This is a genomic window from Streptomyces sp. NPDC004609 (genome assembly GCF_042873655.1).
Lineage (GTDB): Bacteria > Actinomycetota > Actinomycetes > Streptomycetales > Streptomycetaceae > Streptomyces.
Genome location: NZ_JBIALS010000011.1, coordinates 162320 through 176501, shown reverse-complemented (window position 1 = coordinate 176501; position 14182 = coordinate 162320). Strand labels below are relative to the sequence as shown.

The following is a 14182-nucleotide window of genomic DNA, read 5'->3' as shown; positions in this document are numbered from 1 at the left end:
CGCTCAGCCGCCGTGGCCCATGCGGCGGGACAGCTCGTCCGCCGCCGCCATCGTCCGCTTGGCCAGCGCGGGCAGCAGTTCCTCGCCGAGCCGGTAGGCCGGGCCGGAGACGCTGAGCGCCCCGATCACGGTTCCGTCGTACGAGCGGACCGGCGCGGCGACCGCGTTCAGCCCCCTCTCCAGCTCCTCCACGACAACCGCGTACCCCTGCTCCGCGCACGCGCCGAGCTGGGCGTCGAGCACGGCGGGCGAGGTGACCGTGTGCTCCGTGAACCGTTCCAGCCCGGCGGCGAGCAGCCTCTTCCCGACGGCCGCGGGCGCGTGCGCGAGCAGGACCTTGCCGCTGGAGGTGGCGTGCAGCGGGGTGCGGCGGCCGAGCCAGTTGTAGGTGGCGACCGCGGCGGCGCCCCGGGCCTGGGTGACGTTGACCGCCGCGTCGTCGTCGAGGATCGCGATGTTCACCGTCTCGCCCACCTCGTCGGCGAGGTCCCGGCACAGGGGGAGGCCCTCCTGCGAGATGTCGAGGCGCCCGGCCGCGGCACCGGCGAGCCGGAGCATCCCCGCGCCCAGCCGGTACTTTCCGCGCTCCCGGGACTGGGCGACGAGGCCACGGTTCTCCAGCGCCCCGAGCAGCCGGAACGCGGTGGACTTGTGCACCCCCAGCTCCTCGGCGATCTCCGTGACGCCGGCCTCGCCGTGCCGGGCGAGGCTCTCCAGCACGCTCACGGCCCGGTCCACCGACTGCACGGCACTCGCCTTGTCCGTCATCCGCCCAACCCCCGCGTCACCTCATCGGCCAATGTGCCGTCCGGCCGTTGCGCATCGCGAGGCGCGATGCGTCATCATCTGCCTGCGCGCCTGCCCACTGGTGCGGGTGTCAACCGGTTCCGGTGGGGATGACGCTGAGTCCGCCGAGCCCGTTCGTGCGTACGGCGATCGACCCGTAGGGCGTACGCAGTCTGAGCCATGGGCCGCTGGACAGCAGTGCGACCGGAAGGTCCGGACGCAGAAAGCCGAGGGAGTGCGCCGCGTGGACGGCCCGCAGCGGCAGTGGGGTCCCGGCGACCTCGCGGGACCAGATCTCGCGTCCGATGCGGTCGCGCTCGGCACGGGTCCGGTGCTCGGCGGGGAGCCGCTCGGCACGGCTCCGGAACTCGGCGACGGCGGCGGTGACCGCTGCGCGCATCTCCGTGACCCCGGGCAGTCCGGGCAGCTCGCGCCAGCCGCCCCGGGGCGGCAGCACCCCCGTCCACGGCGGTCCGGTGACGGAGCCGGGAACGGTGAAGCCGTCTCCGCCGATGCCGTCGAGCAGCTCACCGGCGGAGACCGTGACATCGAGCCGGAGGGGTTCGCCGAGCCGTGCCGTACGGATCGCCAGGACCTCGAACGAGGGCGGGCGGCCGAAGACGGCGAGGCTCGGCGCGGGGCCCTCCGCGCCGCCCGCCTGGAGACGGACGGCGGCGGCCCGGTCGTAGTGGAGCAGCCGGGCGAGGAAGGCGGCGAGGTCCTCCGCCTCCCTCACGTCGGCGAAGTGCAGGCTCCGCACGGGCACGCTCATGCGACGAGCGCGCCTTCGTCGGCCTCCTCCAGGAACCGCAGGAGGTAGGACTTCTCCTCCGCGCTGATACGGCGCGGGCGGCCCGCTTCGAGGTTGTACGGGACGACGACCGTCGAGGCCCGTGCATAGATCTCCGCGGCGCCCTCGGTGTCCTTGACCTCGTACGCGATGGTCAGAGACGCCGCGTTGATCCTCGTCACCCATGACTCGACGACCACCGGCTCGTGCCGGTGGACCAGCGGGCGCACGTAGTCGATCTCATGGCGCGCCACAACCGATCCGCCCGAGAACGAGGGCGAGCCGTCCCCCGGCTGGAGCCGGAACATGAAGTCGATGCGTGCCTCTTCCAGATACCTCAGGAAGACCACGTTGTTGACGTGCCCGAAGGCGTCCATGTCCGCCCAGCGGAGGGGGCAGCGGTAGATATGACGGGCCATGGGTGATCTCAGTCCCTCAGCCTCGGGTGAGCTTCTTGTACGTGGCACGGTGCGGGCGGGCCGCGTCCGGGCCGAGGCGCTCGATCTTGTTCTTCTCGTAGGACTCGAAGTTGCCCTCGAACCAGAACCACTTGGAGTCGCCCTCGTACGCGAGGATGTGCGTCGCCACCCGGTCCAGGAACCAGCGGTCGTGGGAGACGACCACGGCCGCGCCGGGGAACTCCAGCAGCGCGTTCTCCAGGGACGAGAGGGTCTCGACATCGAGGTCGTTGGTAGGCTCGTCGAGGAGCAGCAGATTGCCGCCCTGCTTGAGGGTGAGCGCGAGGTTCAGGCGGTTGCGCTCACCGCCGGAGAGCACCCCGGCGGGCTTCTGCTGGTCCGGTCCCTTGAATCCGAAGGCGGACACATAGGCGCGGGACGGCATCTCGACCTGGCCGACGTTGATGTAGTCGAGCTCGTCGGAGACCACGGCCCACAGGGACTTCTTGGGGTCGATGTTGGCGCGGCTCTGGTCGACGTAGCTGATCTTGACGGTCTCGCCGACCTTGATCGCGCCGGAGTCGGGCTGCTCCAGACCCTGGATCATCTTGAACAGCGTGGTCTTGCCGGCGCCGTTCGGGCCGATGACGCCGACGATGCCGTTGCGCGGGAGGGTGAAGCTGAGGTCGTCGATGAGGACCTTGTCGCCGAAGCCCTTGGAGAGGTTCTCGACCTCGACGACGACGCTGCCCAGACGGGGGCCCGGCGGGATCTGGATCTCCTCGAAGTCCAGCTTCCGCATCTTGTCGGCCTCGGCGGCCATCTCCTCGTACCGCGCGAGACGGGCCTTGGACTTGGCCTGGCGCCCCTTCGCGTTGGAGCGGACCCACTCCAGCTCCTCCTTGAGGCGCTTGGCCCGCTTGGCGTCCTTCTGGCCCTCGACCTTGAGGCGGGCCTGCTTGGACTCCAGGTAGGTGGAGTAGTTGCCCTCGTAGCCGATCGCGCGGCCGCGGTCCAGCTCCAGGATCCAGCCCGCGACGTTGTCGAGGAAGTACCGGTCGTGGGTGATGGCGACGACGGTGCCGGCGTACTTGGCGAGGTGCGCCTCCAGCCACTGCACGGACTCGGCGTCCAGGTGGTTGGTGGGCTCGTCGAGGAGCAGCAGGTCGGGGGCTTCCAGCAGCAGCTTGCACAGGGCGACGCGGCGCTTCTCACCACCGGAGAGGTTGGTGACGGGCCAGTCGCCGGGCGGGCAGCCGAGTGCGTCCATCGCCTGCTCCAGCTGGGCGTCGAGGTCCCACGCGTTGGCGTGGTCCAGCTCCTCCTGGAGCTTGCCCATCTCGTCGAGCAGCGCGTCGGAGTAGTCCGTCGCCATCAGCTCGCCGATCTCGTTGAACCGGTTGTACTTGGCCTTGATCTCGGCCACCCCGTCCTGGACGTTCTCCAGCACGGTCTTGGACTCGTCCAGCGGCGGCTCCTGGAGCAGGATGCCGACCGTGTAGCCGGGTGACAGGAACGCGTCGCCGTTGGACGGCTGCTCCAGTCCGGCCATGATCTTCAGCACGGTGGACTTACCGGCGCCGTTCGGGCCGACCACACCGATCTTCGCGCCGGGCAGGAAGCTCAGCGTCACGTCATCGAGGATGACCTTGTCGCCGTGCGCCTTGCGCGTCTTGCGCATCGTGTAGATGTACTCAGCCAAGAGAAACCGTCCGGCAGATAAGTGTTTGGGCAGAGATACACCCCATCTTGCCGTACGCCGGACCCCCGAAGGAAACCGGTAACGCCGCCGGGGCGCCCGCCCCGGCGCCGGGCCGGGTCGTGCGCGGCGGCAGGACGGGTCCCGGGGCGGGCCTGTGGCCCGCGGTGGGACGGGTGGGTCCCGGGTGTGGGAGCCCGGCGTGGGTGCGGCGCCTGTGGGGCCGGGTGCGGATCGCCGGACATCAGCGGACACCAGCGGACACCAGCGGACACCAGCGGATCGGCATACGGGTTCGGACGCCCCCGCCGGCGGGGGCAGGGGTACGAGGTCGGCGTACGGGGACGAGGCGGGCTCACCGAGTCGGGGGCGACGTCGGCGTACGAGGTCGGCGCACAAGCGCGGGGACGGACCGGCACCCGGGTCGGGGCGAGGCCGGCGTACGGGGTTGGGGGCGACGTCGGCGTACGAGGTCGGCGCACAAGCGCGAGGGCGGGCCGGCACCCGGGGCGGGGGGGTGGGACCGGCACCCGGGTCGGGCGAGGTCGGCCGACACGGGCGAGGGCGGACTCGGCGCCCGGGTCGGGGCGGATCCGGGCAGCGGCACGGGTACGGGAACCGGACCGGGGCGGTGGTACGGAACCGGCGCGGCATGGGGGTGCGCGGCCCCGGGACGGCGGACGGCCCCGGGAAGCCGTGGCGTCCCGGGGCCGTCGTCAGCGCGGAGTCACCCCGCGCTCAGGGTGTCTACTCCGCGATGGAGGTCTTCTTCTTTCGGAGGACGAAGACCGCGCCACCGCCGACGGCGACCAGGGCGATCGCGATGCCCGCGATCAGCGGGGTGGAGTTGGAGCTGCCGGTCGCGGCGAGGTCACCGCCACCACCGCTCGTGGAGGTGGAGGTCGACGTGCCACCGGCCGAGGCGGGGCTGGGCTCGCTCGGGTTCTCGGGCTCCGGGTCGGACGGCGGGCTGGTCTTGCAGTCCAGGACGCCCTTGAACGTCTCCTTGAACCCGTCGGGACCGTTGATGGTGATCTCGTACGCCTGGTCCTCGGCGACCGGGACGAACACCGTCTTCGAGCCACCGGCCGGGATGGTGTGCTCCGAGCCCGCCAGCTTGAAGGTGAACGGCTCGTCACCCTTGTTGCTCGCGGTGACGTCGACGCCGCCCTTGGCGCAGTTCTTCTCGGCCGTGACCGCCGGTATCGGGCCGGTCTTGGCCCAGCTCGCCGTCGCGTTCGCGGTGACCGTGGACTCGCTGGAGCCCGCGAGGATCATCGTCTGGCTCTTGCCGACGGCCGGCGCGAACGCCCGGCCCACCGGCACGGACGTGGTCGCCTGGGCGGTCAGGGTCGCCGTGCCGTCCGCGGCGCCGGCCGGGACGTCGAAGAACACCTTGGAGCCGTTGGCGCCGGAGGTGACCGGCTTGCCCGCCTCGTCGACGAGCTTGACCCCGCCGGCGATGGCGTCGGCCGACAGCGCCAGCGACGCGCTGCTCGCGTTCGTCTGGACGGTCACGGGGCCGAGGCGGCTGCCCGGCTTCCCGGAGACCGCGTTCGGGTCGAGGGTGAGCGAGGCCTTCGGCTCCTGGAGCTTGGCGGCGTTCTTCTCCAGGTAGGTGGCGAGCTTCTCCGCGTTCTCGTCGTCCGCGGTGACCTTCACGTCGTCGGAGAAGCGCCAGATGGCCACCTGCGTACCGGCCGCCGCGGTCTTCTCGGTGAGCGGTCCGGTGCCGGCCTTCGCGGCCAGCGCCGTCAGATCGTCGACCTCCGGGTAGGAGTTCTTGAGGATCCAGAGGATCCTGCCGGCGTTCTCATTGCTGTTCAGGGACGTCTGCTCCCAGGGAGTCTCCTGGTACTTCGCGTCGTCCACCGTCGGGTTGTAGATGTCGATGCAGTACGTCTTCAGCTTGCCGCCGCCGTCGACGGTCATCTCGAACACGCCGGCGTTCATGGTCTGGGGCTCTTCCTCCCCTTTCCAGTAGATCTTGGACCCGTCGAAGGTCTTCAGCCCGTCGAGCGTGGCGACGGCGCCACCCTGGTGCTGAGGACCGTCCGCGGCCGCGGCCGCACCCGCGCCCATCAGCGAGCCCGTCGCGACGAGACCGGTCACCGCCACGGCGGCGGCTATGCGACGAACGGTCGAACGACTGCGTCGCACCGACGCAGAGAACGTGGAAAACACAGAAATCCCCTCCGGGCGAGGCCATTCGCGGTGGTATCGCGTGGGGAGTGTGCCTCGCCTAACTGACTCAAGTGCCCCGTGAGTACCGGGGAATCCTATGGACGCAAGGCCGCACGGTCCCCAGTCATACCGTCAGATAAGCATTCCGACTCAAAATCGTTACCCCAGCGCCCCCGACTCTCTTTCCGAGTCGACAAATCTCCACGCTTTCAAAGGAGATGGAGACTGTTCCGCCCCAGGTCAGGGGCCGGATAGCGGAACCACCGCCACCGCCGCCGGACTTGTCCCGACCGCCGCATTCGACCCTTTTTCCGGATCACGCGATGGCTGATGTCCGGCCGTTTCCGGCGCGGACTTCATCCCCCGCCGGAATGCCGATGTCCCGCGTGAGAGATCATGTCCGACCGCCACCGCCTCGATGTCGACGAACGTCTTGCGCGGCCCGCCCGGCACATCGCCGTATCCTTCCCGGTCGCTCTCACGCACCTTCAGACGGCCATGGACCACCAGTGGTTCACCGACGGAAACGGAACCCGCCAGATTCGTGGCGAGCGACCGCCAGGCGAATACGGTGTAGAAGCTGGTGTGCCCGTCCGTCCAGGTCCCCGTCTGCCGGTCCCACCGTCGCGGTGTCACCGCCATCCGGAACCGCGCGACCCCGCCCGTCGCGCCCTCCTTGTACTCCACGCCCGTGGCGGCATTGCCCACCAGCGTCACCATGGTGTCGTGCACGGCGACCACCTCCCCGTCCAGTCGATCGCGCCGGGCGATCGCTTCGGTCGAACCGGCCGCCCTTGTGGTCCGGCCGGATCTCCATGCTGGACGGGCTCCAAAGATCCCGCCGGGGCCTGTGGACGACCGCGAGCATGTGGAAAACCCCGTCACCCCCACGCCCGCCTCGCACTCTCACGCACGTGTCACGCCCCCGGGGCACCGTCGGCCCCCGAAAGTGCACCCCGGTCCCGGGTCCCGCCTCCGCCGCCCCCCTTGCTCCTCTACCCGCGCCGCGGCGTCCCGTCCGCCGAGGGAACGAGTCCGCCGCGCGCGCCGCCCCCCGGACGCGTGCCGGCACCGCCGGCGCCCGCCCGGCCCGCGACCGTCGCGTACTGCTCCCGTACCTCCCGGTACCGCATCAGCTCCCCGGCGATCGGATCGAGCACCCTCGCCCGCCCACACCCCGCGGCCGCCTCCCGCAACCGGCGCTCGGCGTCCTGTCCGTACCGCCGCGCCGGCCCCCGGACCGCCGCCGTGCAGGCCCACTCCACCAGCGGCCCGCCGACGATCCCGGCGAGCATCAGCAGCGCGGGCAGGATCAGCCCCGGCTCCAGGACCCCGACGATCTGGCCGACCAGCCACAGGCCGCCGTAGATCTGCAGGAGTGTCATCGACGCCTGCGCCAGCACCGCCGCAGGCCACCAGGCGGGCCGCAGCGGGCGCCTGCACGTGGCTTCCGCCTCGCGGGCGGCCAGCTCGTCCAGGGCCTCGGGCAGCCCGTCGGCCCCGCGGACCGCCGCCTCGCGCACCGCCTGCGCCCAGGGCGCGGGCAGCCCGGAAGCCGCCTCGTCCGCGACCGTGCGCACGGCCTGTTCGACGCGCTGGCGTGCCGTCGGCTCCTCCTCCAGGGGAACCGTGACCGGGGACACCCCGCCCCCCGGCGTACGCGTGCGCTCGTACCAGCGCCAGAGCCGCAGCCATGGCGTCCCGCACGCCCGGCCCGCGTGCCTGCGCCACTCCCGCTCGGCGGCCTCGCCCGCGGCCCTGGCGCCGACCGCCTCCGCGAGCCGCGCCGCGAAGTCCTCGCGGGCCCGCTCGTCGAGACCCGTGCGCCCTTCGGCGACATACGCCGGACGCAGCTTCAGCGCCGCCGCGTCCACATCGGCGGCCAGCCGGCGCGCGGCGGCCGTCCTCTCCTGGACGAACGAACCGACGAGGTCTCGCAGTTCCCCGACACCTTCACCCGTAAGAGCGGACACCGCGAGCACGGTGGCCCCGGGTTCGCCGTGCTCGCCGAGCGCCATGCCGTCCTCGTCGAGGAGCCTGCGCAGATCGTCGAGTACCAGGTCGGCGGCCTCCCCGGGCAGCCGGTCGATCTGGTTGAGCACGACGAACGTCGTCTCGGCGTGTCCGGCGAGCGGGCGCAGATACCTTTCGTGCAGGGCGGCGTCCGCGTACTTCTCCGGATCGACGACCCAGATCACCGCGTCCACGAGTGCCAGCACCCGGTCCACCTGCTCGCGGTGTCTGACCATCGCCGAGTCGTGGTCGGGCAGATCGACCAGGACGAGCCCGGACAGCTCCTCCGCTCCCCCCGCGAGCGGTCTGCGGCGCAGCCTCGGCGGGATCGCGAGCCGGTCGAGCAGTCCGGCGGCCCCTTCCGACCAGCTGCACGCGATCGGCGCGGAGGTGGTGGGCCTGCGCAGTCCGGTCTCGGAGAGCGGGACCTCGGCGAGGGCGTTGAAGAGCGTGGACTTTCCGCTTCCGGTCGCACCGGCGACGGCGACGACCGTATGCCGTGAGGAGAGCCGCTGCCGGGCGGCGGCCTCGTCGAGCACCCGCCCGGCCTCGGTGAGCGCGCCGCTCTCCAGTCTCGTACGGGAGAGGCCGACGAGCTCGCGCAGGGCGTCCAGGCGCATGCGCAACGGTCCGCAGTAAGTACCGCCGATCGGTAGGTGCTCGTCGTCCGGCCCGGCGTCCTCCTCCGGCTCTCCCCCGGCCGTGTCGGGCCCGATGGCGCGGCGGGCGATCAGCCCGTCGTCCCAGCGCCCGCCGGCCCGACCGGACCCGTCGTCCCCGCGGTCGCCGGTGCGGCCCTGCGTAAGCTCGCCGAACCTATCTTCCGTACAACCGCCGGAGCCTCCGTCCGCACGGCCGTCCCCCGGGCCGTTCCCGTGCCCGCCCGTACAGCCGTCCGTACGGCAGTCCCCGGACCGGATCTGGTTCTCGTCGCCCGTGATGGCGCTCAACGCCGTCACCTCACCTTCTGCAGTACGGACAGCGCGGCGATCAGTTCGGCCTGTGGTTCGGGGGTCACATCGAGGGCGTCGAGGGGCGCGAGCCGCCGGTCGCGTTCGCTGTTCAGTACGCCGTCGATGTACGTGGTCATCAGCTCGCCGCCCCGGTCGCGCAGCCGGAGCGCGACCTGGGCGCCGAGCCGCTCGGCGAGCTGCTCGCCCGCGCCGCGGGTCCTCCGGCCGCCGAGGAGGGCCGCTGCGACGAGCGCGGCCACGGTCTCGGAGTCGGGCACGGCGCTCGGTTCCAGCCCGCGGACCTCCTCCTCGGCCAGTTCCTCCAGCTCACGGCGCCAGCGGCGTACGGCGATCCCGATGCGCTCGGCCGCCTCCAGATCGAGCCGCCCGTCGAAGGTGACCCCGGCCGCGCCCGGCTCCCTGCGCCAGGCGTCGTGGACATGCTCATCCGCGGCGGCGACGGCGCACTGCACCAGCGCGCACAGACTGCCGACCAGCGCGTCCAGCAGCTCGCCCGAGGAGCTGTCCCGGGGGAACCCGCGCCACCGCGTCCGCGCGTCCCCGGCGAGCACCGCACCCGAGGTGAGCTGACGGTTCACCCGTTCGCGCTCCTTCTCGTACGCCTCCTCGACGACACCCATGAGCCGTACGGCGGCGGCGTACTGCCCCGCGGCGGCCGAGGCCAGCTCGGGCATCCGCGCGTTGAGCGAGTCGATCACCCCCGTCGCCGTCCGCCCGAGTGCCTGCTGGCGGGCGGCCGGGTCCTGCGCCCGGTGGGCGAGCCAGGCGAACAGCGGCGCCACGGCGGTGGTGGGAAGCAGTCCGCTGCCGCCGCCCGCGGACTCCGGCAGCTCGGGGATGGTGAACCGGGGCACCTCGCCGAGCCCGGCCTTGGTGAGCAGGGCCGCGTACTGCCGTGAGACGTCGTTGATCACCTGGTGCGGCACCCGGTCGAGCACGATGATCAGCGTGGCGTTGTACTCCTTCGCGGTACGCAGCAGATGCCAGGGCACGGCATCCGCGTACCGGGACGCGGTCGTGACCATGACCCAGACGTCGGCGGCGCAGATGAGCCGGGCTGCGAGCAGCCGGTTCTTGACGACGAGGGAATCGATGTCGGGCGCGTCGAGGAGGGCGAGCCCCCGGGGCAGATTGGACGCCTTCTCGATCCGCAGCTCGTTCCCGCCGTCCGGTTCGGGGGCGCCCTCGTCGCTCTCCTCGACCGCCTCGTCCTGGTGGGGCAGCCATACGCGGCTGAGCTCGGGCAGCACCCGCATCCCCGCGAACCAGTGGTGATCGTCCGGGTGGCATACGAGAACGGGCGTCCGGGTGGTCGGCCTCAGCACCCCCGCCTCGCTGACCCGCCGCCCCACGAGCGAATTGACCAGCGTGGACTTCCCGGCCCCGGTCGACCCCCCGACCACGGCGAGCAGCGGTGCCCCCGGGGACTTCAGCCGCGGCACCAGATAGTCGTCGAGCTGGGCGAGCAGCTCGACCCGCGTCTGTCTGGCCCGGTGCGCGCCGGGCAGCGGCAGGGGCAGACGCACGGCGGCGACACGGTCGCGAAGGGCGGTAAGGGCGTCGATCAGCTGAGGCCGTGCATCCAAGGTCACCACATGCGAAGAATGCCTAATTTTGGCTGCTTTTTGAAGCGTATGGCCATGCCCTGCGCGCCGGTCGGACACACGGGACAGACGGGATGAGTGGGACGCAGGCATAACGAGTGCACAACACCCACGAGCCGAGGCGTGAAAAGCGATGCAGGAATCGCACCTGCCTGCGATTATCGGTTCGCTTCACCGAACCTCCACAAAGAGCCACGCAGGCGAAGCAACCGGGTCAAGGTGATGGGAGCCCTATCCTTGTCCCCGGCAAGGCCACGGACCCACGGGCTCCGGTATCCGCGGCCACCACCCGGCCCCCGTAGCTCAGTGGATAGAGCAGGCGCCTTCTAAGCGCTTGGCCGCAGGTTCGAGTCCTGCCGGGGGCGCACCGCCTGACCAGCAAAATCGCCCCGGAATGATCACTCATTCCGGGGCGTTTCGCGTCGCCGACGGCAGCGCTGACGGCAACGGCCTCACTCGTCGGTCAGCACTCGTCGGTCAGCAGGTTTCCCAGCCGGTCCAGCGCGGCCCGCTTCTCGGTCATGCCGGCATGCGCGTAGATGTTCATGGTCACGTCCAGCGCGCTGTGCCCGACGATGTCCCGGACGATGTGCGGCGGGACTCCGAGCCCGAGCAGCAGGGTGACGCAGGTGTGCCGGAGGCCGTGGAAGCGGACCTCCAGGCCCGGCCGCTCGCGGATCGGGTAGAAGTGCCAGTTGGGATTCCGCGGCTCGATGGCCGTGCCGCGCCTGGTGGTGAACACACGTCCGGATTCCTGCCAGCGCTCCCCCGCCGCCTTGCGCGCTCCGCCGCCTGGCCGGCCTGATGCCGGAGGAGGGCATCCACGCAGACGGCCGGGAGCGGTACGGGACGCTCCGAGCGGCGCGTCTTGGGAGCGGTCAGCGTCAGCGCGCCGTCGACCCGCTGGAGGGCGGTGCGGATCTCCAGCGATCCCCGGTCAAGCACCCGTCGTCGCTTCCCTCCTCCGGGCAGGCACACGGGCATGAGGTCAGAACACGTCGTGGCTGGGGCGGTCGGCTCCGCGACTTCAGCCAGCCACTTCAGCGCGAGCCTCGAAGATCATGGTCCCAACGTCGTGCTTTACGGGGCCGTGATCACTCGCGCCAAAGCAGCTCCCGGCCAAAGTCGCTACGCCAACCGCGTGCCTCAATGACCGCCGCATGATGAACCGCAGCGAGGCCGAACCTGCCGAAGCCCTGGGAGCCCACCCGGCACAACAGCCGGATCACTCACCTGCCTGCCAACGCCCCGACAAGCAAAACGGTCCGACGGGCGAACCGCCGGACCGCTATGAAAGATCAGTCTCCGAAGGTGATGATGTAGACCGGGCTGTTGGAGCTGCCCTCGTTATGCACTACCGGACAGGACGTCTTCTGCTTGCTGTCCTCGGTCTTGACCTGAATTCCGCAGAAGGGCGAATCGTCCCAGTTGAGCTTGTTGATGTTACTGAGCACGGGGATGTTGTCCCCCCCGTCACTGGGGGCAGCGCTGGCCCCAGTGACGCCAGCGAGAAGGATTCCGCAGGTGGCTACGGCCACCGAGGCAATCTTCTGGACGGTTCTCATATGTTCTCCTCCGCTGCTGTGCCCCGGATCGGGCAGATACATGGAGAACGATGCGCAAAAAGGATCAGAGCGTAACGTCACTCATCTTTTGACCACTCCCACGGCCGCATAAATCATGAAGCAACTGGACGAACTGAGCGGGCAAGAGACCTCGTTGCCCGTCGCGCCTGGCGTGACGCTGTCCAAGCCCGGGCTTATCCCTGGGGCCGTCTGTGGGCCGTCCGAGGGCGGCCGAAGACGACAGTTGAGCTACGGATCAGAAGGTCACACCGCACGAGACGGCTCGGCCACCCACCCGGCCGTCTCAGTTCCCGTCTCGTTCAGCCCCGTTCACGGTCGTTCAGGCGGGACCCGAAGCCCTCCCAGCGCCGAGGGCCAGGCGGCCATGAACGCAGGTGAATGCCCCTGCACACAGCCCTGACAGGCGCCAACACAGGTGGAAAGCGTGCACCTGAATCCGCGTCCTCATCGACGGCAACGATGACGGCAACGGGAGCAGACGAGGACAGCCGTCGGCGGCCAACCACGGCGGCAACGATGGCCTGGTAGGCCGGGTCCCAGGGGTGTGCCCACATCTTCTCAGCGCTTGGCCGCAGGTTCGAGTCCTGCCGGGGGCGCGCACACAGCCTCACCTGCGAAAACGCCGGTGAGGCTTTCTCGTGGCCCGGAGCACGCCGCTCATAGAGCAAGCGCCTTGACCATCCGCGATCGTGGACGGCACAGGCGTCGGCCGGGTTTCCGCCGCAGCCATCCTTCACCTGTGCCGCACGGTGATCCGGAGGAAACCGCCTCCCGTCAGCGGATCGCCTTGATCAGTTCACCGTCCGGGGTGTCGCCGCTCAGGTCCCACAGGAAGGTGCCTCCCAAGCCCTGCCGCTTCCCGTACGCCGCCTTTCCCGCGACCGTGTCCGGGGTGTCGTAGCTCCACCAGTCGGTACCGCAGTGCGCGTACGCGGTCCCGCCGACCCGCCCGGTGGCCGGGCATGTCGCCTTCAGTACGCGGTAGTGGTCGGCGCCCGGCTCGTAGGTGCCCTGCGCCGGGCCCGTCGCCGTTCCTCCCGGCGTCTGCCGGGTGACGCCCGTCCAGCCGTGGCCCTCGAAGGAGATGCCGAGCAACAGCTTGCCGGCGGGGATGCCGAGGTCCTTGAGCTTGCGGATCGCCGCGTCGGTGGTGGCGTACCGGCGCGGGATGCCCGGGTAGGCCCGCAGGGGCGAGTGCGGGGCGGTCGGGCCACGGGTGTGCGACGTGTGGTACAGCCCGTACGTCATCACGTTGAACCAGTCGACGTGGTCGGCCGCGCCCTCGTGGTCGGCCGCGTCGATCCCGCCGCCCGGAGCGGCGTCGGCGGTGATGGTCGCGGTCACCAGATCGTCGTCGAACTCCGCGCGCATCGCGGACATCAGCTTCCGGAGCGACTTCCGACCACCGTTGGGATACTTCCAGTCGATGTCGATACCGTCGAAGACATCGGCCCAGCGCGGATCCTCGACCACCGCGTGACAGGACCGGGCAAGCGCCTTGGCGTCGGCGGGCGCCTCGCCGAGGTCGTTCAACCAGGACCAGCCGTCGAACGACAGGAGCACCTTCAGACCCGGGTTGAGCTTCTTGAGCTTCCGGAGTTGGTTGAAGTTGCCCCACACCCGCTGTTCCCAGGTGTCGGCGACGCCGTCCACACTCTGCGCGGCGTGGTAGAACTTGTTGAAGTCGGCGTAACCATCCCCGAGTTGGCAGCCGGTACTCCCGACATAGCCGTGGAAGTATCGGATATGGGTCAGTTTCGCGGCCGAACCCGATGTCTGGATGTCCTTGACGTGGAAATTCCGGCCGTAGATGCTCCAGCTCGTATAGGTGCCGACCACCTTGTTCCGGGGCGGGGCGATCGGAGCCGTGGCCGCCGGGGGCGCCATCGCCACCGGCTCGCTCTCGCGTGCGGATGCGGTGGGGGTGCCGGTGAGCAGAGTCGCGCCGAGTGCGGCGGTGCAGGCCGCGGCGATCAGAACCCGTAATCGGGTGCGTGGACGGTGGGGAGTGGTCATCGGATCTCCTCAGGGGAGAACGAACGGGTGACTGTCGACCGTCTGGAGCGATGTGGCATGGGCATGGCCCTGCCAGGGGCACCGTAGGAGGACGCGCTCACCCGGTCAATGGGCCCTGCCGGTGCCGGGGCC

At 70.5% G+C, this 14182-nt stretch carries 11 protein-coding genes and 1 tRNA gene; 1 reads left to right on the top strand and 11 read right to left on the bottom strand.

The features are described 5' to 3' along the window. Positions 1 to 3: 3 nt before the first annotated feature. The 8 genes from ACFYT4_RS14190 to ACFYT4_RS14155 all read right to left on the bottom strand — a co-directional run bounded on the left by ACFYT4_RS14190 (position 4) and on the right by ACFYT4_RS14155 (position 10430). Positions 4 to 768 carry an IclR family transcriptional regulator gene (locus ACFYT4_RS14190; protein WP_389268012.1) on the bottom strand — a complete coding sequence of 255 codons (765 nt, stop codon included), beginning with the start codon at positions 766 to 768 and terminating at the stop codon, positions 4 to 6. 109 nt (positions 769 to 877) lie between these two features. After that, positions 878 to 1558 carry a hypothetical protein gene (locus tag ACFYT4_RS14185; RefSeq protein WP_389268010.1) on the bottom strand — a complete coding sequence of 227 codons (681 nt, stop codon included), beginning with the start codon at positions 1556 to 1558 and terminating at the stop codon, positions 878 to 880. Further along, positions 1555 to 1995, bottom strand: coding sequence for an acyl-CoA thioesterase (locus ACFYT4_RS14180; RefSeq protein WP_389268008.1), 441 nt, complete (start codon positions 1993 to 1995; stop codon positions 1555 to 1557). Before ACFYT4_RS14180 ends, ACFYT4_RS14185 begins: the two co-directional genes overlap by 4 nt. A gap of 16 nt (positions 1996 to 2011) precedes the next feature. Then, positions 2012 to 3676, bottom strand: a complete 1665-nt coding sequence (gene ettA, locus ACFYT4_RS14175) for an energy-dependent translational throttle protein EttA (protein WP_389268006.1) — start codon at positions 3674 to 3676, stop codon at positions 2012 to 2014. A gap of 744 nt (positions 3677 to 4420) precedes the next feature. Further along, the gene (locus tag ACFYT4_RS14170; protein ID WP_389268004.1) at positions 4421 to 5833 is read right to left on the bottom strand and encodes a Cys-Gln thioester bond-forming surface protein; all 1413 of its coding nucleotides are present in this window, start codon (positions 5831 to 5833) and stop codon (positions 4421 to 4423) included. A gap of 264 nt (positions 5834 to 6097) precedes the next feature. Beyond that, entirely contained in the window at positions 6098 to 6589 is a 492-nt protein-coding gene (locus ACFYT4_RS14165; RefSeq protein ID WP_389268056.1) for a single-stranded DNA-binding protein, read from the bottom strand. A 263-nt stretch (positions 6590 to 6852) separates the two neighbouring features. Further along, the gene (locus ACFYT4_RS14160; protein WP_389268002.1) at positions 6853 to 8829 is read right to left on the bottom strand and encodes a GTPase; all 1977 of its coding nucleotides are present in this window, start codon (positions 8827 to 8829) and stop codon (positions 6853 to 6855) included. Further along, positions 8826 to 10430 (bottom strand): dynamin family protein, encoded by a 1605-nt coding sequence (locus tag ACFYT4_RS14155; protein ID WP_389268054.1) that lies wholly within the window; start codon positions 10428 to 10430, stop codon positions 8826 to 8828. Before ACFYT4_RS14155 ends, ACFYT4_RS14160 begins: the two co-directional genes overlap by 4 nt. A gap of 310 nt (positions 10431 to 10740) precedes the next feature. On the opposite strand from ACFYT4_RS14155, the gene ACFYT4_RS14150 reads away from it, so the two are divergent. After that, a tRNA-Arg gene (locus tag ACFYT4_RS14150) sits at positions 10741 to 10813 on the top strand. A gap of 98 nt (positions 10814 to 10911) precedes the next feature. Here the strand turns inward: ACFYT4_RS14150 and ACFYT4_RS14145 are convergent. From ACFYT4_RS14145 to ACFYT4_RS14135, 3 genes are all read right to left on the bottom strand, one after another. Continuing rightward, a complete protein-coding gene (locus ACFYT4_RS14145) occupies positions 10912 to 11190 on the bottom strand; it encodes a tyrosine-type recombinase/integrase (protein WP_389268000.1) in 279 nt (92 codons plus the stop codon). Between the two features lie 556 nt (positions 11191 to 11746). Continuing rightward, positions 11747 to 12013: a hypothetical protein gene (locus ACFYT4_RS14140; protein ID WP_389267998.1), complete on the bottom strand. Its 267-nt coding sequence runs from the start codon at positions 12011 to 12013 to the stop codon at positions 11747 to 11749. A 795-nt stretch (positions 12014 to 12808) separates the two neighbouring features. Beyond that, positions 12809 to 14050, bottom strand: coding sequence for a glycoside hydrolase family 18 protein (locus ACFYT4_RS14135; protein WP_389267996.1), 1242 nt, complete (start codon positions 14048 to 14050; stop codon positions 12809 to 12811). Positions 14051 to 14182 lie beyond the last annotated feature (132 nt).

Bases quoted from the DNA above. Each gene is read 5' to 3' on its own strand.
- ACFYT4_RS14190 (WP_389268012.1), bottom strand. From the start codon at position 768: ATGACGGACAAGGCGAGTGCCGTGCAGTCGGTGGACCGGGCCGTGAGC.
- ACFYT4_RS14180 (WP_389268008.1), bottom strand. From the start codon at position 1,995: ATGGCCCGTCATATCTACCGCTGCCCCCTCCGCTGGGCGGACATGGAC.
- ACFYT4_RS14185 (WP_389268010.1), bottom strand. From the start codon at position 1,558: ATGAGCGTGCCCGTGCGGAGCCTGCACTTCGCCGACGTGAGGGAGGCG.
- ACFYT4_RS14135 (WP_389267996.1), bottom strand. From the start codon at position 14,050: ATGACCACTCCCCACCGTCCACGCACCCGATTACGGGTTCTGATCGCC.
- ACFYT4_RS14140 (WP_389267998.1), bottom strand. From the start codon at position 12,013: ATGAGAACCGTCCAGAAGATTGCCTCGGTGGCCGTAGCCACCTGCGGA.